The following is a 20430-nucleotide window of genomic DNA, read 5'->3' as shown; positions in this document are numbered from 1 at the left end:
TCAAGCCTGTCCTGGGGCGGCCCTCCTGCGGAGGCTTGACCGATGATCCAGAAAAACCCCATCCTCGACTTCTTCTCGCACCTGATCCTGATCCTCGGGGTGCTGATCGTGTTTTTCCCGATCTACGTGACATTCATCGGTTCCACGCAAACCGCCGCGCAGATCATGACCAGCAACCCGATCTCGCTGCTGCCGGGCGACAACTTCATCGAAAGCTACAGGCTGGCCCTGTTCGGTGGCAAGACCGAAGCTGGCGCCAGCATCGGTGCGGCCGGGCCGATGATGCTGATCAGCCTGTCCAGCGCGCTGATCATCGCCATCGGCAAGATCGCGATTTCACTGCTGTCGGCCTTTGCCATCGTGTACTTCCGCTTTCCCTTCAAGAACCTGGTGTTCTGGATGGTCTTCGTCACGCTGATGCTGCCGGTCGAGGTGCGCATCGGCCCGACCTACGAGGTGGTGTCCAACCTGGGCATGCTCAACAGCATGGCGGGCCTGACGGTGCCACTGATCGCCTCGGCCACGGCCACGTTCCTGTTCCGGCAGTTTTTCCTGACCGTGCCCGATGAGCTGGTGGAGGCCGCGCGCATGGACGGCGCCGGCCCGATGCGCTTTTTCAAGGACGTGTTGCTGCCGCTGTCGAAAACCTCGATCGCCGCGCTGTTCGTGATCCAGTTCATCTACGGCTGGAACCAGTACCTGTGGCCGCTGCTGGTCACCACCGATGAAAGGATGTACCCCATCGTGATGGGCATCAAGCGCCTGATCTTCGGCGAGGTGTACATCGAATGGAACGTGGTGATGGCGACGGCCATCCTGGCCATGCTGCCGCCGGCCATCGTCGTGATGCTGATGCAGAAGTGGTTCGTCAAGGGTCTTGTGGATACGGAAAAATAATGGCTTCAATTCAACTCAAGGACGTCGTCAAGAAGTACGGCAAGGGCAAGCAGGAACTGCAGGTCATCCACGGCGTCAACGCGACAATAGCCGACCACGAGTTCATCGTCATCGTCGGGCCGTCGGGCTGCGGCAAGTCCACCCTGCTGCGCATGGTGGCCGGCCTGGAAGAAATTTCCGGCGGCGAGATCTCCATCGGCGGGCGCGTGGTCAACGAGCTGGAGCCGGCCGAACGCGACATCGCCATGGTGTTCCAGAACTATGCGCTGTACCCGCACATGAGCGTGTTCGACAACATGGCCTACGGCCTGAAGATCAAGAAAATGCCGATTGCCGAGATCAAGCAGCGCGTCGACAAGGCCGCCGGCATCCTGGAGCTGGGCCACCTGCTCGACCGCAAGCCGCGCCAGCTTTCGGGCGGCCAGCGCCAGCGCGTGGCCATGGGCCGCGCCATCGTGCGCCAGCCGCAGGTGTTTTTGTTCGACGAGCCGCTGTCCAACCTGGACGCCAAGCTGCGCGTGCAAACCCGGCTGGAGATCCAGAAGCTGCACCGCGAACTCGGCATCACCTCGCTGTTCGTCACCCACGACCAGGTCGAGGCCATGACGCTGGCGCAGCGCATGATCGTCATGAACGCCGGCCGCATGGAGCAGTTCGGTACGCCCGAAGAGGTTTACAACCGCCCGGCCACCACCTTTGTCGCCAGCTTCATGGGCTCACCACCGATGAACCTGCTCAAACACGCGCCCAACGCCGACTTCGGCGGCCGGCCCGGCACCATCCTCGGCATCCGGCCTGAGCACCTGCAGGTCGGTGCCGCCGGCTGGGCCGTGCAGGTCGACACGATGGAGATGCTGGGTGCCGAGCGGCTGGTTTACTGTCGTTTCGGCGACGAATTCCTGATTGTCCGCACCGATGAAAGCCAGGCCACGCCCGAGATCGGCGCCACCATCCATGTGGCCCCCCGCGTGGACCGCCTGCACTGGTTTGACGCCGAAACGGGCAAACGGCTTTGACACCCTGGCCCTATCCGCGCTGGATCGCCCACCGCGGTGCGGGCAAGCTGGCGCCGGAAAACACGCTGGCCGCCTTCCGGCTCGGTGCCAGCCACGGCTACCGCATGTTCGAATGTGATGTGAAGCTCAGTGCCGACGACGTACCCTTCCTGATGCATGACGCCACGCTGGAACGCACGACCAACGGCCAGGGCACCGGCGGCGAGCAGCCCTGGGGCGCGCTGTCGCGGCTCGACGCAGGCAGCTGGCACTCGCGCGCCCATGCCGGCGAGCCGCTGGCCAGCCTGGACAACGTGGCACGTTATTGCCTGCGCAACGGGTATTTCCTGAATATCGAGATCAAGCCCACCCCCGGCCTCGAGGCCCGGACGGGCACGGTGGTGGCCAACGCCGCGGCCCGCCTTTGGGAAGGCACCGCCGTCCCGCCGCTGCTGACTTCTTTTCAGCCCGAGGCGCTGCAAGCCGCCAAAGCCGCGCAACCGCAGTTGCCGCGTGGCCTGCTGCTCGACAGTTTGTGGAAGGGCTGGCTGGAAACAGCGCTGACGCTGGACTGCGCGGCGCTGGTCTGCAACCAGGCCCTGTGGGACAGCTCCACCGTGCTGCAGGCCAAAAGCGCCGGGTTTCGCTGCCTGAGTTACACCGTCAACGACGAGTGGGCGGCCCAGCGCCTGCTTGACCTGGGCACTGACGGCATCATCACCGACCGGGTCGACCTGTTCGCCCCCGACGCCTGAGCCGGACGTTCAGGCCTTCCAGCCGCGCAGCAACACCCACTGGCAGGTCGCCGCGCCCACGGCCAGCAAGGCATAACTGGCCATCTTGCCGTCGCGGCCAAAAATAACCAGCCCGGCCACCAGCAGGGCCAGAGATGCTACAAAAACAATAGCTAGCTGCACAACAGGAGAAAGAGGTAGCGGCCTTTTTGATCTGAAAAACCGGGCAAAGACACGGGCCACCAGCACCACGAACAGCGCCACAAAAGCGGCCGGGGCCATGAAATTGAGCAGCTGGTTGGTCAGGTTGAGTGCAGTCATGCCGGTGGCGGATTGAAAGAAGTCATTCGAAAAGGCAGGCGGGCCATCGGCACCCGGGCTTGCCCTGTATCAAGGGCATTGAAAGAATGTCCGCGTCTGGCCATCTCTTCAATTTTATAATCAGGCCATGTCAGTCTGGACCTTGGGCATCAACCATACCACCGCACCGCTCGATTTGCGCGGCCGGTTTGCGTTCGCCATCGACCAGATCGAGCCCACCTTGAGGGGCTTGCGCGAGTCGCTGGCGCGCCAGCCCGAAGCCACGCTGCTGTCCACCTGCAACCGCACCGAGATCTATTGCGCCGGTGACAAGTCCGACCTCGAGCACACGCTCGAATGGCTGGCACACCACGGCGGCGTCTCGCCGGCCCTGTTGCGCTCCCACGCCTACACCCTGGAAAACGACCATGCCGCGCGCCACGCCTTTCGCGTCGCCAGCGGGCTCGATTCGATGGTTTTGGGCGAACCGCAAATCCTGGGCCAGATGAAGGACGCGGTGCGCGCCGCCGAAGACGCCGGCGCCATGGGCACGACGCTGCACCAGCTGTTCCAGCGCTCGTTCGCGGTTGCCAAGGAAGTCCGCACCAGCACTGAAATCGGCGCGCACAGCATCAGCCTGGCGGCCGCCTCGGTGCGCCTGGCCGGCCAGCTGTTCGAGGATCTGAGCGACATCAAGGTGCTGTTTGTCGGCGCGGGCGAGATGATCGACCTGGCCGCCACCCACTTTGCCGCCAAAAACCCGAAGGCCATGACCGTGGCCAACCGCACCCTGGAGCGCGGCGAAAAACTCGCCGGGCGCTTCGGTGCCGAGGTCATGCGCCTGGCCGACCTGCCGAGCCGCCTGCACGAGTTCGACGCGGTGATCAGCTGCACCGCCAGCACCCTGCCCATCATCGGCCTTGGCGCGGTCGAGCGCGCCGTCAAGCTGCGCAAGCACCGCCCGATGTTCATGGTGGACCTGGCCGTGCCGCGCGACATCGAGCCGGAGGTCAAGGAACTGCCGGACATCTACCTCTACACCGTCGACGATCTGGCGCATGTGGTGCAGACCGGCAAGGACAGCCGGCAGGCAGCGGTGGCCGAGGCCGAAGTCATCATCGACGCCGGTGTGCAGAACTTCATGCACTGGCTGGATCAGCGGCGCACCGTGCCGCTGATCCAGCAGCTCAACGCCCAGACCGACGAATGGCGTGCGCTGGAAATCGCCCGCGCCAAAAAACTGCTGGCCAAAGGTGAACCCGTGGATGCGGTCCTCGAGGCGCTGTCGCGCGGGCTGACACAGAAAATGCTGCACGGCGCACTTGCCGAGCTGCATGCCGGCAGTGCGGACAACCGCGAAGCAACGGCACAAACCGTCTCCCGGCTGTTTTTGCGCGGCAACCTGCCCCGGGAACAGAAAGAGCGTTAGCGCCACTATCGCGCGAACCACAGCCCGTACATCGGGCTGCACGCGGGGCCGAGTCACCGGCCGCCTGTCTCCTGAACGTTTTTGCTCCCGGCCTTTCAATGAAACCCTTTCTCCGCCAGACACTTGACCGCCAGATTTTCCGCCTGCACGAGCTCGACGCCCTGCTGTCGGCCGCCGACGTGGTCAGCAATATGGAGCGTTTTCGCAACCTGACACGCGAACATGCCGAGGCCAGCATCGTGGTCACGCAGTACCAGCAGCTGACGGCGCGCGAGGCTGATCTGGCCAGCGCGCAGACCATGCTCTCGGAAGCCAGGGACGACCCCGAGATGGCCGCCATGGCCGAAGAAGAGATCACTGCCGCGCAGGCCGACATCGCCCGCCTGGACGAAGCCCTGCAGCTGATGCTGATCCCCAAGGACCCGGACGATGCGCGCCCGGCGTTCATCGAAATCCGCGCCGGCGCCGGCGGCGATGAATCCGCACTGTTCGCGGCCGACCTGTTTCGCATGTACACGCGTTACGCCGAGCGCAAGCGCTGGGCCGTCGAGATCATCAGCGAGTCGGTCAGCGAGCTCGGCGGCTACAAGGAAGTGGTGCTGCGCCTGGATGGCCCGCCCGATGCCCTGGGCGTCGGCGTTTACGGCAAGCTGCGCTTCGAGTCGGGCGGCCACCGCGTGCAGCGCGTGCCGGCCACCGAAACCCAGGGGCGCATCCACACCAGCGCCTGCACGGTCGCGGTGCTGCCCGAGCCCGACGAGGCGGTGGCCATCCAGATCAACCCGGCCGACCTGCGCATCGACACCTACCGCGCCAGTGGTGCTGGCGGCCAGCACATCAACAAGACTGACTCGGCGGTGCGCATCACCCACCTGCCGACCGGCATCGTGGCCGAGTGCCAGGAGGGCCGCAGCCAGCACGGCAACAAGGCCCAGGCACTGAAGGTGCTGACCGCCCGCATCCATGAAAAAGACCGCTCCGAACGCGCCGCCAAGGATGCGGCCATGCGCAAGGGCCTGATCGGAAGTGGTGATCGAAGCGACCGGATACGGACCTACAACTTTCCGCAGGGGCGGCTGACCGACCACCGCATCAACCTGACGCTGTACAAGCTGCTGTCCATCATGGAAGGCGACATGGACGATGTCGTCACCGCCCTGCAGGTCGCCCGCGGTGCCGAACTGCTGGCGGACCTGGAAACCTCGTCCAACGGCTGAGGGCTGCGTGTTTAATGCCAAATTGGCCTCCAGCCTTTGATTGGCAAGCGCCATCAGCTCCTGTTTTCATAGCAATTCACCGTGACTGACGCCCTCCCCGTGACCACCCTCACCTGTGCGCAAGCATTGACAGCCGCCCGGACACTCGGGCTGGAGCGGCTGGACGCCCAGCTGCTGCTGCTGCACGCACTCGGCAAACCCGGCGCGGACCGCGCCTGGCTGCTCACGCATGACACGACTCCCTTGCCGGGAGAGGCAGCACAGTATTTCCACACACTCAGCCTGCGCCGCGCCGCCGGTGAGCCGCTGGCCTATCTGGTCGGCAGCAAGGAGTTCTTCGGCCTGGATCTGCAGGTGGATGGCCGCGTGCTGGTGCCGCGTCCGGACACGGAAACCCTGGTGGAATGGGCCCTGCAACAACTGGCAGAAGCGGGCATACCGGCGTCCGCCCGGGTGCTCGACCTGGGCACCGGCAGCGGCGCGATTGCCCTGGCGCTGAAGAAAACCCGGCCCGCGCTCGACGTCACAGCGGTCGATGCCAGCAGCGATGCGCTGGCGGTCGCGGCTGCCAACGCACAACAACACCAGTTGCCGGTCCATTTTCTGCAGAGCAACTGGTTCAAAAATGTAAACGGCCTCTTTCACCTGATTGTCAGCAATCCGCCCTATGTGGCCGATGCCGATCCGCATTTGCCCGCCTTGCGCCATGAACCCGTGGAGGCACTGACGGCCGGGAAAGACGGCCTGGACGATCTTCGGCGCATCATCGAGCAGGCGCCGGCCCACCTGCAGCCGCAAGGCTGGCTGCTGCTCGAGCACGGCTACGACCAGGCCCGGGCGGTGTGCGAACTGCTCCAGCAGCGGGGCTTTGCCGACGTGCAGAGCCGGGCCGACCTGGCGGGCATACCCCGCTGCTCGGGGGGGCGCCGGCCCGCCCCCGTTCTGCCCACCAACAGCCAAACGGCGGGATAATCACCCATTGATTTACCGCGTCTGACATCCATTTATTTGAGTAAAGCAAAGGCCGGCTTTCCTTCGGCCGCCAAACACTCCCATCCAAAGGACCCCTCATGAACGATACCCAGCAACGCATTGACCAGATCGTCAAGTCCAGTGAGGTTGTGCTTTTCATGAAAGGCACGGCCCAGTTCCCCATGTGCGGTTTTTCCGGACGCGCGATCCAGGTGCTCAAAGCCTGCGGCGTGACCAAGCCCGCCACCGTGAATGTGCTCGAGGACGAAGAGATTCGCCACGGCATCAAGGAATACAGCAACTGGCCGACCATTCCCCAGCTTTATGTGAAAGGCGAATTTGTCGGCGGCTCGGACATCATGATGGAGATGTACGAGAGCGGCGAGTTGCAGCAGGTGCTGGGCACGCCCGCCGAGTAAGGACGTTCCCGCAGGCCTGCCCGTCACCGGCAGGTCGTGGAACCCTCAGGCCTGCCGGCCTTTACTGGGTATAACCTTCACACGCCCCGGCGTTGACACGGCCCTTGCATTCGCGCTTGAGCCTGGCAGAGCGCTCCCTGGCGGTTTCCTGCGAGCCGGGCATGAACTTGACGCTTTTGCCCGGCGGGGCGCTGGCCTTTTTCTGGGCCTTCTTGCTGGCCGCCAGGCTGGGGCCAGCCGCAAAGCCAATCAGCAGGGTCGCTGCCAACACGGCCGCCATGCGGCGTGCCAAGGATGTTTGAATCATGTCCCGCTCCTCCCTGTTGACCGGCGGCCTGCCATTTTTCCGTTTTGCCGTCTTGCCGTTTTTACACGATGACAGGCCCTATTGCAATCGGGCGTCGCCGTAGACCTGGTCATCCGGCGGTGCGTCGGCCGGCATGCGAAAACCCTCGCTGGCCCAGGCGCCCAGATCGATATTTTTGCAGCGCTCACTGCAAAAAGGCCTGAAGCGGTTTTCCTGCGCATAAATGCTGGGGCCGCCACAGGTGGGGCAGACCACTGTTTTGGTTGGGGGCTGGTCTGGGTTCATCATCGGGAATTCAAGCTGAAAATCAGGGGTCAGGACTTGCGTCCACAGGCCGGTCTCAGGAACAAAGCGTCAGTTCAAACGCGGCGTCGTCGGTGCAGGCGTGCAGCCGGTCGTCACTTTCATGGCGCATGAGGCGCACGGAAACCATCAGGCGGTTGCCGCTGATCTCCGGAATCAGCCCCAGGCTCGGATCGATCAGCAGGCGCAGAAGCTGGAAGGTACGTCCCTGCGGCAGGGTTTGCTGGTACTGCCCGCCCGCCGCCACGACTTTTTGCGGCAGACCGGAGTCGCGCAGCAACTTGAGCAACATTCGGACCGACTCGGCCAGCGGCACCAGCGTGGCGATCCAGCGCTGCAAGTCCCGCTGCCGCTGGTGTGCGTCAAAGTGTTGCCAGGCGAAATAGGCGGGAAGATCGAATTCACAGGTTCCGCCGGGGATGCCGATGCGGCTGCGAATGCTCATCAGCCAGTCGTTTTCGGTCAGGGACTGCCCCGCTTTTCCGGGCAGGCTGTTCAAGGCCGAAAAACACCCATCCAGCCGACCGGTGACCTCATCCAGCACCGCCTCGGAAATCGCCGGGTTGCCGCGGTAGCCGTTGAGCGTGTGTTTCTGCCGGTCCAGGTCCTTGAGTACATCGGTCTTCAGGTCGGCACGGGCCGCCACGTCCATGATTTCGAAAATGGTCGTGATGGCGTAATGGTGGTCGGTCGGATGTTCACGCGCGGCCAGCTCACCCAAGCGGTGAAACAGATGCTCAAGTCGCAAATAGGTACGAATGCGTTCGTTGAAGGGATACTCGTAAAGGATCACTGCGATATATCTTTTTCAGCGGGTTGGTTGTCCGTCCATCATAGCCCGAAGCGCTGCGACAGTTGCTGCACCATCACCGCCAGCGCGGCCAGTGACAGGGGCGCATCGTTGTAAATGCAGATGTCGGCGGCGGCGAGCCGCTGGTCGCGGCTGGCCTGTCCGGCCATGACACGTTCTACCGCTTCACGCGTCCATCCGTTGCGCGCCATCACCCGGCTGACCTGGGTTGCCTCGCTGCAGTCCACCACCAGCACCTGGTCCACACGCTGGCGCCAGCGTCCTGACTCGACCAGCAGGGGAACATCAAACACGATGCAGGCGCTGGCGGCTCGCGCTGCCTGGCGGGCGGTTTCTTCGCCGACCAGCGGATGCACAATGGCTTCCAGCTGTTTTTTTGCCCCGGCATCCGCAAAAACCAGCTCGCGCATCGCGTCGCGGTTCAAGCCCCCTTCCGGCGTGATGAAGCGGGCACCAAATTGCCTGGCAAGCCTGTCCATGGCAACACCCCCCGGCGCCGTGACCTGGCGCGCGATGGCGTCGGAATCAATCACCGCCGCACCGCAGTCGGCCAGCATTCCGGCAACCGTGCTTTTTCCGCTGCCAATGCCGCCCGTCAAGCCCACGCGTAACGCCCGCACGAGGCTACAACCCGATGAAGCGCAGGATGGACTGGGGACCAAACACCATGGCCGTCAGCCCCGCACCTGCCAGGAAAGGACCAAAGGGCACATACCCTCCTTCGCGCAAGCCGCTGGAGAACTTCAACGCGATGCCGACCAGGGCACCGATCACCGACGCCATCAAGATCATCGGCACCAGCGCGCTCCAGCCGAACCAGGCCCCCAGGGCCGCAAAAAGCTTGAAGTCTCCGTAACCCATGCCTTCCTTGCCGGTCACCAGCTTGAAAGCCCAGTACACCAGCCACAAGGACAGATATCCGGCCACCGTCCCCCACAGGGCATCCATGAGTTGCACCGCCGGGTTCCAGCCCAGCGCGGCGACGATCAACCCCGCCCAGAGCAGCGGCAGGGTCACGTCGTCCGGCAACAGCGTGGTGTCCCAGTCAATCAGCGCCAGTGCCAGCAAGGTGGCGGCAAAACCGCTCCAGGCCAAGCCGGTGGCTGTCAAGCCCCAGCGCCAGGCGCAAAAAAAGAACAAGGCGCCCGTGACGGCCTCCACCAGCGGATAGCGCCATCCGAATTTCGTGCCACAGACAGAACATTTCCCCCGCAGAAAAAGGTAACTCAGGACGGGAATATTTTCGTACCAGGCAATCACATGGCCGCAGCTTGAGCAGCGGGAACGGGGCACCATCAAATTGAATTTTTCGGCGCTGTCTGCGACCTTGCCGGCAAGTTCGGCGCATTCCGCCGCCCACTGCCGCTCCATCATTTTCGGCAAGCGGTAAATGACCACATTGAGGAAACTGCCGACCAGCAGCCCCAGGATACCGGCCAGCGCGGCATTGAATTCGGCCGGCAAACCGAGCGCGAGCCCGGGCATCAGACCACTTGACCCAGTTTGAAGATCGGCAGGTACATGGACACCACAATCCCGCCGATCAGGCCCCCAAGGAACACGATGATGATGGGTTCCATCAGGCTGGACAGGCCCGCCACCATCTCATCCACCTCGGCCTCATAAAAGTCTGCCGCCTTTCCGAGCATGTGATCCACGGAACCCGACTCCTCGCCGATGGCGCACATCTGCAGCACCATGGTCGGAAACAGGTTGACGTTGCCCATGGCCGCCGTCAGGCTGGTGCCCGTCGAGACTTCCTGCTGGATCTTCCGGGTGGCGTCCTCGTAAAGGGAGTTGCCGGAGGCGCCACCGACCGAGTCCAGTGCCTCCACCAACGGCACGCCGGCGGCGAACATGGTCGACAGCGTGCGCGTCCAGCGGGCGATGCAGGACTTTTCAATCAGGGCGCCAAACACCGGCACTTTCAGCAAGAGCCGGTCCATGAATCGCTGCACTTTTTCGTTGCGTTTCCAGGCCTGCATGAAAAAGTAGACTCCCCCGCCTACGCTGCCAAAAATAAGCCACCAGTAAGCCACAAAAAACTCGCTGATCGCCATCACAAACAGCGTCGGGGCCGGCAAATCCGCACCGAAAGAGGAGAACACCTCCTTGAACGCGGGGATCACGAAAATCATGATCACCGCGACCACCACAAACGCCACCACCACCACCGAGGTCGGGTACATCAGTGCCGACTTGATTTTCGACTTGATGGCCTCGGTTTTTTCCATGTAAACCGCGAGGCGGTCCAACAAGGCCTCCAGAATACCCGCCGCCTCGCCGGCTTCCACCAGATTGCAATACAGCGCATTGAAGTACAGCGGGTACTTGCGGAAGGCGGCACTCAGGGACGTACCGGTTTCCACATCGGTGCGCACATCATTGAGCAGTTTGGTCACGCTGGCATTGGGGTTGCCGCGCCCGACAATGTCGAAAGCCTGCAGCAGCGGAACGCCGGCCTTCATCATGGTGGCCAGCTGACGCGTGAAAATGGCGATATCCCGGGGCTTGATGGACTTGCCCGAACGCATGCTGCGCTTCTTGATCTTGGTCGCCAGTACGCCCTGCCGGCGCAAGGAGGCCTTGACCTGGTTTTCCCCCACAGCCCGGGTTTCACCCCGCACCTGCTTGCCATTGCGATCCTTGCCTTCCCACTCGAAGACAAATTCCTTGATGTCTCTGGATGCTGCAGTTGCCATGGTGCCTTCTTCAGTAAGGAAGTGATGATGGGGACTCGAAATGTCCAGCGACGCGACCGACCAGCCTGTTGAACAGCAAGTGCCTACACATTGGTGCAGGCCAGGACTTCCTCGAGCGAGGTCATGCCGAGTTTGACTTTATGCAGACCCGCTCCGCGCAGACTTTTGACACCTTCGCTCTCTGCCTGCGCAGCGATTTCGAGCGCGCTGCCATCGCGCAGGATGATGCGCTGGAGTTCCTCGGTGATGGGCATGACCTGGTAAACCCCGACCCGGCCCTTGTAACCGTTGTTGCACAAGGAGCAGCCGACCGGTCGGTAAGGCGTCCATGTGCCATCCACATCCTCTTCCTTGAAGCCCGCATCCAGCAAGGTCTCGCGCGGAATATCGGCGGGTGCCTTGCAGTTCGGGCAAAGACGCCGCGCCAGACGCTGGGCCGTGATCAGGATGACGCTCGAGGCAATGTTGAAGGGAGCAATGCCCATGTTGCGCAGGCGCGTCAACGTGGCCGGCGCATCGTTGGTATGCAGGGTGGACAGCACCAGGTGGCCGGTCTGGGCCGCCTTGATGGAAATTTCGGCGGTTTCCAGATCACGGATCTCGCCGACCATGATGATGTCCGGATCCTGCCGCAAAAAGGCTTTCAGGGCCACGGAAAATGTCAGGCCAGCCTTGTCGTTCATGCTGACCTGGTTGACGCCAGGCAGGTTGATCTCGGCCGGGTCCTCGGCCGTGGCGATGTTCACGCCCGGCTTGTTCAGGATATTCAGGCAGGTGTACAAGGACACGGTTTTGCCGGAGCCGGTCGGACCGGTCACCAGCACCATGCCGTAGGGACGCTGCACAGCCTTGAGCAGGCGCTCCTTTTCAATGGGCTCGTAACCCAGCGCATCAATGCCGAGTTTGGCGCTGCTCGGATCCAGGATACGGATCACGATCTTTTCACCGAACATGGTGGGCAGGGTGCTGACCCGGAAATCGATCACGCGGTCGGGGCCGATTTTCAGCTTCATCTTCCCGTCTTGAGGAACCCGCTTTTCCGAAATGTCCATTTTCGAGATGACCTTGATCCGCGAGGCCAGCTTCTCCTTGATGGCCACAGGCGGCGAGGCAATCTCGCGCAACTCGCCGTCGATGCGGAAGCGCACCCGGTAGGTGTGCTCGTAAGGTTCGAAATGCAGATCCGAGGCCCGCATGCTGAATGCATCGAGCAGCATTTTGTGCAGGAACTTGACGACCGGCGCGTCCTCAACCTCCGAAACTCCGGTGTCGTTGCTGTCCGCGCTGGCCGCCTCGGCGGTGGATTCATCAAATTCAAAATCATCGCCAATGATGCTGTCCATGGCTTCGGACGCGGTGGTGGCAGACGCCTCCACCATCTTGGACAGCTTGTCGTATTCGGCGATGACCCAGTCCACCCCCATTTGGGTGGAAAACTTGATCTTTTCTGCAGCTTCCTGATCGGACGGGTCCGCCGTCGCGACGATCAGGCGGTTGCTGCGCTTGCTGAGAACCACAATCCGGTATGCCTGACAGATTTTGGCGTCCAGCAAACCCTTGGGCAGGCGCTGTGTGTCTATCGCGTTCAGGTCAAGAAGGGGGGCCGCAAACGCGGTGGACATGGTGTGCGCGAGGTCCGACGGGGATACCGCGCCGGAACCCGTCAATTCAGCAATAAAGCTGGTACGCCCGCTTTGGGCCTTGCGAAAGATGTCCTCCGCGGCCTTCTGCCCCAGCTTGCCAGCAATGACCAACGCCCTGCCCAAGCCGGGCAATGCCAGCGCGGCGGGTGCATTGCTTACAGAATCGACAGCTGCCATGGTTTTTAGAATCCAGCCAGAATTGACAAAATTGACATCATCGCCGATAGATCTGGTGGTGTAAATCTAAAAGCGTTCTGCCTCTGACCCTGTGTTGGAACAAAGCAAAGATCAGACATTCGCGGACGGAATAGGGGAGGAGCGGGAGCGGACCATGAATGGTCGGGGTGAGAGGATTCGAACCTCCGGCCTCTACGTCCCGAACGTAGCGCTCTACCAGGCTAAGCTACACCCCGAAAAGTGCCGAACCAGGCGTCAGGAACGACGCTGCAGCAGCTGAGAAGCCAATTGTAGCAAGGCCCCGCTGTAGGGGTTGTCCCCAAGCGCCGTGAGTGCCTGGACAGCGCGTTGAGCCTCCACCGCGGCGGCATCCCGGGTCGCCTGCAGGGCACCGGTCTTTCGGACAATGGCCACGATCTCGGCCAGCTGCCCCGTCCCGCCGGTCTCGATGGCCCGCCGGATGGTGGCCCGCTCATCCGCGGTGCCGCGCTGCATGGCGATGATCAGCGGCAGGGTCGCCTTGCCCTCGCGCAGGTCGTCCCCGAGGTTTTTCCCCATTTCCTCGGCATCACCGTCATAGTCCAGCACATCGTCAATCACCTGGAAGGCGGTTCCCAGTGCCTGCCCGTAATCGGCGCAGGCAAGCTCTATGTCAGCCGGTGCCTGCGCCAGCAATGCAGCCAGCCGGGCGCTCGCCTCGAACAGCTTGGCGGTTTTGGAGCGGATCACGCGCAGATAGCCCTCTTCGGACAGGCCGGCATCGTGCATGTTCATCAATTGCAGCACTTCGCCTTCGGCAATGATGTTGGTCGCCTCGGCCAGGGTTTGCATGATGCGCATGTCGCCAGCATCGACCATCATCTGGAAGGCCCTGGAATACAGAAAATCCCCCACCAGAACACTGGCCGGGTTACCAAATGCAGCATTGGCGGTGGCCCGGCCCCGGCGCAGGGCGGACTCGTCCACCACATCATCATGGAGCAAGGTCGCCGTATGTATGAATTCCACCACAGCGGCCAGATTGAAACGCTGCTCGCCCCGATAACCCAAAGCGCCGCACATCAGCAGCAGCAGCGCAGGGCGCAGGCGCTTGCCACCGGCGGCGATGATGTACTGCGATACCTGGCTGACCAAGGGCACCTCGGTGCTCAGGCGGCGTGCAATCACGGCGTCCATGGCCTGCATGTCGTCGGCAATCAGGGCCAGTGCGGCGGCGGTGCTAGAAGAATTTACAGACAAAACGGTCCAGACATGAGATTTCAGGAATTATAGAAAGCAAGCACCCCAGCCGGCACATCCAGCGGCGCCGAATCGAAGGTCCTGCGACAAATAATGGCGCCGTGCTAGAATCTAGGGCTCTGTGGAAATCCGTCCGCAGAACTCACATACGAGGTCTCACATGTACGCGGTCATAAAAACCGGCGGCAAACAATACAAAGTTGCCACTGGTGAAAAAATTAAAGTAGAACAGATTGCTGCGGACGTAGGCCAAGAGATCGTTATTGACCAGGTATTGGCTGTCGGAAGCGGCAGCACAATCACGGTTGGTACGCCCTTGGTGTCCGGCGCTACTGTTACGGTAACTGTCCTGTCTCACGGCAGGGGCGACAAAGTGCGCATTTTCAAAATGCGTCGTCGCAAGCACTACCAAAAACGTCAAGGTCACCGTCAGAACTTCACGGAACTGCAAATCGGCGCCATCGCCGGTTAAGCAGCGACGCACCAAGGAGTATTGAAAAATGGCACAGAAAAAAGGCGGCGGCTCTACGCGAAACGGGCGCGATTCCAAGCCCAAGATGTTGGGCGTCAAGAAGTTTGGCGGCGAAGTGATCAACGCAGGCAGCATCATCGTGCGCCAGCGTGGCACCAAGTTCCATCCGGGCGTCAATGTCGGCATCGGCAAGGACCACACCCTGTTTGCACTGGTGGACGGTTCAGTATCGTTTGCTGTCAAGGGCTCGCTGAACAAGCACACCGTCAACGTGACTCCAGCGTAAGCTGATCACTTCGATGGCATCGAAGCCCCGCTTGGTCGGGGCTTTTTTGTTTTGGCTCCTCTTGTTTTCCAATCTTTGTAAACTATCTTCAGGATACAGGCAGCCCCTGCTGCCGGCCCCCCTTCAAAATCATGAAATTTGTCGACGAAGCCTATATTGACATCGCCGCTGGCGATGGCGGGAGTGGCTGCGTCTCCTTCCGCCATGAAAAGTACAAGGAGTTCGGTGGCCCCAACGGGGGTGACGGCGGCCGCGGCGGGCATGTGTATGCCCTGGCGGACGTGAACCTGAACACCTTGGTGGATTTCCGGTTTTCGCGCCGCCACCATGCGCGCAACGGCGAGCATGGCATGGGCTCGGACATGTTTGGCGCCAAGGGCGACGACATCATCCTCAAGATGCCGGTGGGCACCATCCTGACCGACGCCGAAACCGGCGAGGTTCTGTATGAACTGCTGGTCCCCGGCGAGGAAGTGCTGATCGCCAAGGGCGGCGACGGCGGCTTCGGCAACCTGCGCTTCAAGAGTTCGACCAACCGCGCGCCACGCAGCAAGACGCCAGGCTGGCCCGGTGAACACAAAAGCCTCAAGCTCGAATTGAAAGTCCTGGCCGACGTCGGCCTACTGGGCATGCCCAATGCCGGCAAGTCCACCTTCATTTCGGCCATCTCCAACGCCAGACCGCGTATTGCCGACTACCCCTTTACCACCCTGCACCCCAACCTGGGCGTGGTACGTGTGGGGCCGGAGCAGAGTTTTGTGGTCGCCGACCTGCCCGGCCTGATCGAGGGCGCGTCCGAAGGCGCCGGCCTGGGCCACCTGTTTTTGCGCCACCTGCAACGCACCCGTCTGCTGCTGCACATTGTGGACATGGCGCCGTTTGACGACAGCGTCGACCCGGTTGCTCAGGCCAAGGCGATTGTCGGCGAGCTCAAAAAGTACGATGCGGCGCTGTATGACAAGCCGCGCTGGCTCGTGCTCAACAAGCTCGACATGGTGGATGCGGACAAGCGTGCCGCGCTGGTCAAGGACTTTGTCAAGCGCTTCAAGTTCAAGGGCCCGGTCTTCGAGATCTCGGCCCTGACGCGCGAAGGCTGCGAGCAGCTGGTCAAGACGATTTACCAGCATGTCAAGTCGGTGCAGAAAAGCGAGCAGGAGCCGGAAGAGGTCGACCCGCGTTTTGCGGAGTTGCCGGCAGAGCCACCGGCGGCTGGCTGAAACGCCCGCAGCCGTCCTTTGCCGTGCTACATAAACAGTAGCTACTCGCGTCCAGCCACCTTGGGCTGGAGCACTAAAATACCCTGAACATGCAGGAAAAAACAGCGTCCACCGTCCTTCTCAACGCCAGACGCATCGTCGTCAAGGTCGGCTCCAGCCTGGTCACCGACGAAGGCCGGGGGCTGGATGCGCAGGCCATCGGGCAGTGGTGCCAGCAGCTCGCCGTGCTGGTCAAAAGCGGCCGTGAAGTCATCATGGTCAGCAGCGGCGCCATCGCCGAGGGCATGAAACGGCTGGGCTGGGCGACGCGCCCCAAGGCCATCCATGAACTGCAGGCCGCTGCCGCGGTCGGCCAGATGGGTCTGGTGCAGGTCTACGAAAGCCAGCTGCGCGAAAACGGCGTCGGCAGTGCGCAGGTGCTGCTCACCCATGCCGACCTGGCCGATCGCGAGCGGTATCTCAATGCCCGCTCCACCCTGCTGACCTTGCTGCAGCTCGGTGTGGTGCCGGTGATCAATGAAAACGACACCGTGGTCAACGACGAGATCAAGTTCGGCGACAACGATACCCTGGGCGCGCTGGTGGCCAACCTGGTGGATGCGGACGTGCTGGTCATTCTGACGGACCAGAAGGGCCTGTACACCGCCGACCCGCGCAAGGATGCTTCGGCGCGGTTTGTCCATGAGGCCCATGCCGGTGACCCGGCGCTGGAAGCCATGGCGGGCGGCGCCGGCTCCAGCATCGGCAAGGGCGGCATGATCACGAAAATCCTGGCGGCCAAACGTGCAGCTGGCTCCGGCGCCTCCACCGTGATTGCCTGGGGCCGTGAACCGAATGCCCTGATCCGCCTGACGCAAGGCGAGGCCATCGGCACGCTGCTTGTTGCCCAGACGGGGAAGAACCAGGCCCGCAAGCAATGGATCGCCGACCATCTGCAACTGCGTGGTGCTGTGACAGTAGACGCTGGCGCGGCCGTCAAGGTGCGCGACGAGGGCAAAAGCCTGCTGCCCATCGGCATGACCACCGTGCAGGGCGAGTTTTCCCGGGGGGATGTGATTGCCATCCGCGACGGCGACGGCACCGAAGTCGCCCGGGGGCTGGCCAACTACTCCAGCGCGGAGGCCCGGCTGATATGCCGCAAACCCTCTTCAGAATTTGAAAAGCTGCTTGGTTACACCGGTGAAGCCGAAATGATTCACCGGACCAACCTGGTGCTTACGGCCTGAGCCCCTGGGTTTTGAGCAGGCGGACCATTTCCTCGACCGAGGCCGGGGGCGCCGAGTTGTTGCAGGCCCCTGCCCTGGCCAGTTGCAGCGCGTGCCGCGTCGATGGGCTGCCGAAAAGCGAGCGCCACTGCGGCTGCTCCACCTTGACCCAGGCGCCTTCCGGGGTGTAGCGGGCATAGGTCTTGAGCTCCCCGCTGACGCAGCGCAGGCCTTCATAAAACACATTGCGCGCGCCACTGGCACTGCTGGCAACCATCACGTAGCGGACAATCCCGTCGTCCGATATGCGCAAGGTGGCCGGATCCACGCCAAAAACCAGCGAGGAACCCGCCACTTCAAAAGTCAGAAGTTTTCGCGTGTCGAAAGCTGGTGGCGCTGGCACCTCGCCTTCTTTCCAATCGAGGGGATCGGTATTGACATGGGGCTGCGCCCAGGCCGTTAGGGAAAGGCCCAGCAAACATGCAGCCCCCCAGGATTTAAATGTCATGCTTGTCTTTTCTGGAAGCGGCCGTGAAGCTGGTTTGGGGATCGGGCTCGAACGTTGCGCCGGGAGGCAATTCGAACGATGCGCCGGGCAAGCCGGCACCGCGTAGCCCCTGCAGCCCTGGATCGCCCGGACCGGCATCGGCTGGATCGCGGTGACGCATGCCGCCACGCAAATAGCGGTTCCGGTGGTCGGGCCGCGGCTCGAAGCGGTTGTCAAAACGCGGTACAAAACGCGACAGTTCGGTCAGCGCCATTTCATAGACGCCTCGCTTGAATTCCACGACGACGTCCAGCGGGACCCAGTAGTCGTTCCAGCGCCAGGCGTCGAACTCCGGATGGTCGGTCGCGCGCAGGTTCAGGTCCCAGTCGTAACCGACCAGTTGCAGGAGAAACCAGATCTGTTTCTGGCCTTTGTAATGTCCGCGCGCATCGCGGCGGATAAACCGGTCAGGCACCTCATAGCGCAACCAGTCCCGGGTCCGGGCAAGCAACTGCACATGTTGCGGCATCAGCCCCACTTCTTCGTGCAGTTCGCGGAACATGGCCTGCTCGGGATTTTCGCCCCGATCAATGCCACCCTGCGGAAACTGCCACGAGTGGGTACGGATACGCTTGCCCCAAAATACCTGACTTCTCTGGTTGAGCAAGATGATGCCGACGTTGGGCCGAAAGCCGTCCCGGTCAAGCATAATCAAACCTCAATTTTTTAAACTGAGTCCATTATGCACAGCAGAATGCTCAGAGCCAAGCGCACGCCGGGGCGGCAGTCCCAAAAACCTCACGAAGCCCGGAAAAACCGTCCATGAAAGCCTCCCAGTTCTTCATTTCCACCCTCAAGGAAGCGCCCGCCGACGCCGAGGTGGTGAGCCACCAGCTGATGATGCGCGCCGGCATGATCAAGAAACTGGGCGCCGGCATCTACAACTACATGCCCATGGGCCTGCGCGTCATCCGCAAGGTGGAAGCCATCGTGCGCGAGGAGATGAACCGCGCCGGCGCCGTTGAAATGAGCATGCCAGTGATCCAGCCGGCCGAGCTTTGGCAGGAAACCGGCCGGTTTGCCTCCATGGGGCCGGAACTGCTGCGCATCAAGGACCGCCATGGCCGCGACTTTGTGGTGCAGCCGACCAGCGAGGAAGTCGTGACCGACGTGATGCGCCAGGACATCAAGAGCTACAAGCAGCTGCCGAAAAACCTGTACCAGATCCAGACCAAATTCCGCGACGAACGCCGGCCGCGCTTTGGCCTGATGCGCGGGCGTGAGTTCATCATGAAGGACGCCTACAGCTTCGACCGCGACCAGACTGCCGCCAAAGCCAGCTACCAGGTGATGGCGCAGGCCTACCGCCGGATTTTTGACCGCTTCGGCCTGACCTACCGTGCCGTCGCGGCCGACAGCGGCGCGATTGGCGGCGACCTCAGTGAAGAGTTCCAGGTGATTGCCGCGACCGGCGAAGACGCCATCGTCTACTGCCCGGAGAGCGAGTACGCCGCCAACATGGAAAAAGCCGAGGCGCTGGCACCCCAGGCGGCGCGCCCCGATCCGGCGCAGGACATGACCCGGACACCCACGCCGGGCAAGGCCACCTGCGCCGACGTGGCCGAGTTGCTGGGGCTGCCGCTGGCACGTACCGTCAAGTCGCTGGTGCTGGCCACCGATGAACTCAACGACTACGATGAAGTGGTCAAGACCCAGGTCTGGCTGCTGCTGCTGCGCGGCGACCACGACATGAACGAGGTCAAGCTTGGCAAGTTGCCGGGACTCAGTGCAGGCTTCCGTTTTGCCACCGGGGAAGAGATTGACGCGCACTTTGGCTGCAAGCCGGGTTACCTCGGACCGGTTGGCTTGAAGAAGCCGCTCCACATCGTGGCCGACCGGGAGGTGGCGGTGATGAGCGACTGGATCTGCGGCGCCAACGAAGCAGACGTCCACATCACCGGCGTGAACTGGGGCCGGGACCTGCCCGAGCCCGACCTGATCGCCGACATCCGCAATGTGGTGGCCGGTGACGCCTCGCCCGACGGCCAAGGCGTGCTGGCGATTGAACGCGGCATCGAAGTCGGCCATGTGTTCTACCTCGGCACCAAATACAGCCAGGCGATGAACGCAACCTTTCTCGACGAAAACGGCAAGCCGCAATTCCTCGAAATGGGCTGCTACGGCATCGGCATCACACGCCTCCCGGCCGCCGCCATCGAGCAGAACCATGACGAGCGCGGCATCATCTGGCCGGACGCGATTGCACCCTTTACCGTGGTGCTCTGCCCCATCAGCCCGGACCGCTTTCCCGAGGTGAAAGCGGCGGCGGAAAAGCTTCATGACGAGCTGGTCGCGGCCGGCGTGGACGTGATCCTGGACGACCGGGGCGAGCGGCCCGGTGCCATGTTTGCCGACTGGGAGCTCATCGGGGTGCCGCACCGCGTCACCATCGGCGACCGCGGCCTGAAAGACGGCCAGCTGGAATACCAGCACCGCCGCGACGCCGCATCGAGCAAGATCGACGTTGCCGACGCCTTCACTTTCCTCAAGGAAAAACTGGCCCTCTGAGCGCAATGCGGACGCCCCACGTCTTCCTGTCGCCACAGACCCCTGCGGCC

Annotated in this window: 23 protein-coding genes and 1 tRNA gene; 12 read left to right on the top strand and 12 right to left on the bottom strand. The window is 62.5% G+C overall.

The features are described from left to right. The first annotated feature begins 42 nt into the window (after positions 1–42). Genes ugpE through ugpQ form a run of 3 tightly spaced genes read left to right on the top strand, consistent with a single transcriptional unit; the run spans position 43 to position 2647 of the window. Positions 43–897: a sn-glycerol-3-phosphate ABC transporter permease UgpE gene (gene ugpE / locus B7G52_RS14140; RefSeq protein WP_096698200.1), complete on the top strand. Its 855-nt coding sequence runs from the start codon at positions 43–45 to the stop codon at positions 895–897. Further along, complete coding sequence (locus B7G52_RS14135; protein WP_096698199.1) at positions 897–1913, top strand: sn-glycerol-3-phosphate import ATP-binding protein UgpC; 1017 nt, start codon at positions 897–899, stop codon at positions 1911–1913. The genes ugpE and B7G52_RS14135 overlap by 1 nt, the downstream gene beginning before the upstream one ends. Continuing rightward, positions 1910–2647: a glycerophosphodiester phosphodiesterase gene (gene ugpQ, locus B7G52_RS14130; RefSeq protein WP_096698198.1), complete on the top strand. Its 738-nt coding sequence runs from the start codon at positions 1910–1912 to the stop codon at positions 2645–2647. Before B7G52_RS14135 ends, ugpQ begins: the two co-directional genes overlap by 4 nt. A gap of 9 nt (positions 2648–2656) precedes the next feature. Here ugpQ and B7G52_RS14125 read toward each other — a convergent pair whose 3' ends face one another. Further along, on the bottom strand, positions 2657–2947 hold the full coding sequence (locus B7G52_RS14125; RefSeq protein ID WP_096698197.1) for a hypothetical protein: 291 nt from the start codon (positions 2945–2947) through the stop codon (positions 2657–2659). A gap of 127 nt (positions 2948–3074) precedes the next feature. On the opposite strand from B7G52_RS14125, the gene hemA reads away from it, so the two are divergent. The 4 genes from hemA (at position 3075) to grxD (ending at position 6963) form a co-directional block, all read left to right on the top strand. Further along, positions 3075–4355 carry a glutamyl-tRNA reductase gene (hemA, locus tag B7G52_RS14120; protein WP_096698196.1) on the top strand — a complete coding sequence of 427 codons (1281 nt, stop codon included), beginning with the start codon at positions 3075–3077 and terminating at the stop codon, positions 4353–4355. A gap of 98 nt (positions 4356–4453) precedes the next feature. Continuing rightward, complete coding sequence (gene prfA / locus B7G52_RS14115; protein ID WP_096698195.1) at positions 4454–5572, top strand: peptide chain release factor 1; 1119 nt, start codon at positions 4454–4456, stop codon at positions 5570–5572. An 81-nt stretch (positions 5573–5653) separates the two neighbouring features. Beyond that, positions 5654–6544, top strand: coding sequence for a peptide chain release factor N(5)-glutamine methyltransferase (gene prmC / locus B7G52_RS14110; protein WP_240523457.1), 891 nt, complete (start codon positions 5654–5656; stop codon positions 6542–6544). Between the two features lie 98 nt (positions 6545–6642). Continuing rightward, positions 6643–6963, top strand: a complete 321-nt coding sequence (gene grxD / locus B7G52_RS14105) for a Grx4 family monothiol glutaredoxin (RefSeq protein ID WP_096667198.1) — start codon at positions 6643–6645, stop codon at positions 6961–6963. A gap of 61 nt (positions 6964–7024) precedes the next feature. On the opposite strand, the gene B7G52_RS14100 is transcribed toward grxD, so the two are convergent. From B7G52_RS14100 to B7G52_RS14060, 9 genes are all read right to left on the bottom strand, one after another. Next, positions 7025–7270 (bottom strand): hypothetical protein, encoded by a 246-nt coding sequence (locus B7G52_RS14100; protein ID WP_141397469.1) that lies wholly within the window; start codon positions 7268–7270, stop codon positions 7025–7027. Between the two features lie 78 nt (positions 7271–7348). Next, positions 7349–7558 carry a DNA gyrase inhibitor YacG gene (locus B7G52_RS14095; RefSeq protein ID WP_096698192.1) on the bottom strand — a complete coding sequence of 70 codons (210 nt, stop codon included), beginning with the start codon at positions 7556–7558 and terminating at the stop codon, positions 7349–7351. A 52-nt stretch (positions 7559–7610) separates the two neighbouring features. Then, positions 7611–8366, bottom strand: coding sequence for a cell division protein ZapD (zapD, locus tag B7G52_RS14090; protein WP_096698191.1), 756 nt, complete (start codon positions 8364–8366; stop codon positions 7611–7613). Between the two features lie 38 nt (positions 8367–8404). Further along, positions 8405–8989, bottom strand: a complete 585-nt coding sequence (gene coaE / locus B7G52_RS14085; RefSeq protein ID WP_256387729.1) for a dephospho-CoA kinase — start codon at positions 8987–8989, stop codon at positions 8405–8407. A 19-nt stretch (positions 8990–9008) separates the two neighbouring features. Then, positions 9009–9869, bottom strand: a complete 861-nt coding sequence (locus B7G52_RS14080) for an A24 family peptidase (protein ID WP_096698189.1) — start codon at positions 9867–9869, stop codon at positions 9009–9011. Next, on the bottom strand, positions 9869–11086 hold the full coding sequence (locus tag B7G52_RS14075; protein WP_096698188.1) for a type II secretion system F family protein: 1218 nt from the start codon (positions 11084–11086) through the stop codon (positions 9869–9871). The genes B7G52_RS14080 and B7G52_RS14075 overlap by 1 nt, the downstream gene beginning before the upstream one ends. Before the next feature lie 83 nt (positions 11087–11169). Next, complete coding sequence (gene pilB, locus B7G52_RS14070; RefSeq protein WP_096698187.1) at positions 11170–12906, bottom strand: type IV-A pilus assembly ATPase PilB; 1737 nt, start codon at positions 12904–12906, stop codon at positions 11170–11172. Between the two features lie 159 nt (positions 12907–13065). Next, positions 13066–13142, bottom strand: a tRNA-Pro gene (locus B7G52_RS14065). A gap of 19 nt (positions 13143–13161) precedes the next feature. Then, positions 13162–14145 (bottom strand): polyprenyl synthetase family protein, encoded by a 984-nt coding sequence (locus tag B7G52_RS14060; protein ID WP_096698186.1) that lies wholly within the window; start codon positions 14143–14145, stop codon positions 13162–13164. A 160-nt stretch (positions 14146–14305) separates the two neighbouring features. Between B7G52_RS14060 and rplU the strand changes: the two genes are divergently transcribed. From rplU to proB, 4 genes are all read left to right on the top strand, one after another. Continuing rightward, positions 14306–14617, top strand: coding sequence for a 50S ribosomal protein L21 (gene rplU / locus B7G52_RS14055; RefSeq protein WP_096667182.1), 312 nt, complete (start codon positions 14306–14308; stop codon positions 14615–14617). 28 nt (positions 14618–14645) lie between these two features. Then, positions 14646–14903, top strand: coding sequence for a 50S ribosomal protein L27 (gene rpmA / locus B7G52_RS14050; protein ID WP_096698185.1), 258 nt, complete (start codon positions 14646–14648; stop codon positions 14901–14903). Between the two features lie 131 nt (positions 14904–15034). Then, a complete protein-coding gene (cgtA, locus tag B7G52_RS14045; RefSeq protein ID WP_096698184.1) occupies positions 15035–16120 on the top strand; it encodes an Obg family GTPase CgtA in 1086 nt (361 codons plus the stop codon). A gap of 89 nt (positions 16121–16209) precedes the next feature. Then, a complete protein-coding gene (gene proB / locus B7G52_RS14040; RefSeq protein WP_096698183.1) occupies positions 16210–17346 on the top strand; it encodes a glutamate 5-kinase in 1137 nt (378 codons plus the stop codon). Here proB and B7G52_RS14035 read toward each other — a convergent pair. Continuing rightward, positions 17336–17833: a CNP1-like family protein gene (locus tag B7G52_RS14035; RefSeq protein WP_096698182.1), complete on the bottom strand. Its 498-nt coding sequence runs from the start codon at positions 17831–17833 to the stop codon at positions 17336–17338. The genes proB and B7G52_RS14035 overlap by 11 nt on opposite strands. Then, positions 17823–18521, bottom strand: a complete 699-nt coding sequence (locus tag B7G52_RS14030; RefSeq protein WP_096698181.1) for an RNA pyrophosphohydrolase — start codon at positions 18519–18521, stop codon at positions 17823–17825. The genes B7G52_RS14035 and B7G52_RS14030 overlap by 11 nt, the downstream gene beginning before the upstream one ends. A 113-nt stretch (positions 18522–18634) precedes the next feature. On the opposite strand from B7G52_RS14030, the gene B7G52_RS14025 reads away from it, so the two are divergent. After that, entirely contained in the window at positions 18635–20380 is a 1746-nt protein-coding gene (locus B7G52_RS14025) for a proline--tRNA ligase (RefSeq protein WP_096698180.1), read from the top strand. Positions 20381–20430 lie beyond the last annotated feature (50 nt).

Origin of the sequence: Polaromonas sp. AER18D-145, from assembly GCF_002379095.1 — a bacterium.
Lineage (GTDB): Bacteria > Pseudomonadota > Gammaproteobacteria > Burkholderiales > Burkholderiaceae_C > Polaromonas.
The sequence above is the reverse complement of the archived record's forward strand: the minus strand, read 5'-3'. Positions and strand labels throughout refer to the sequence as shown.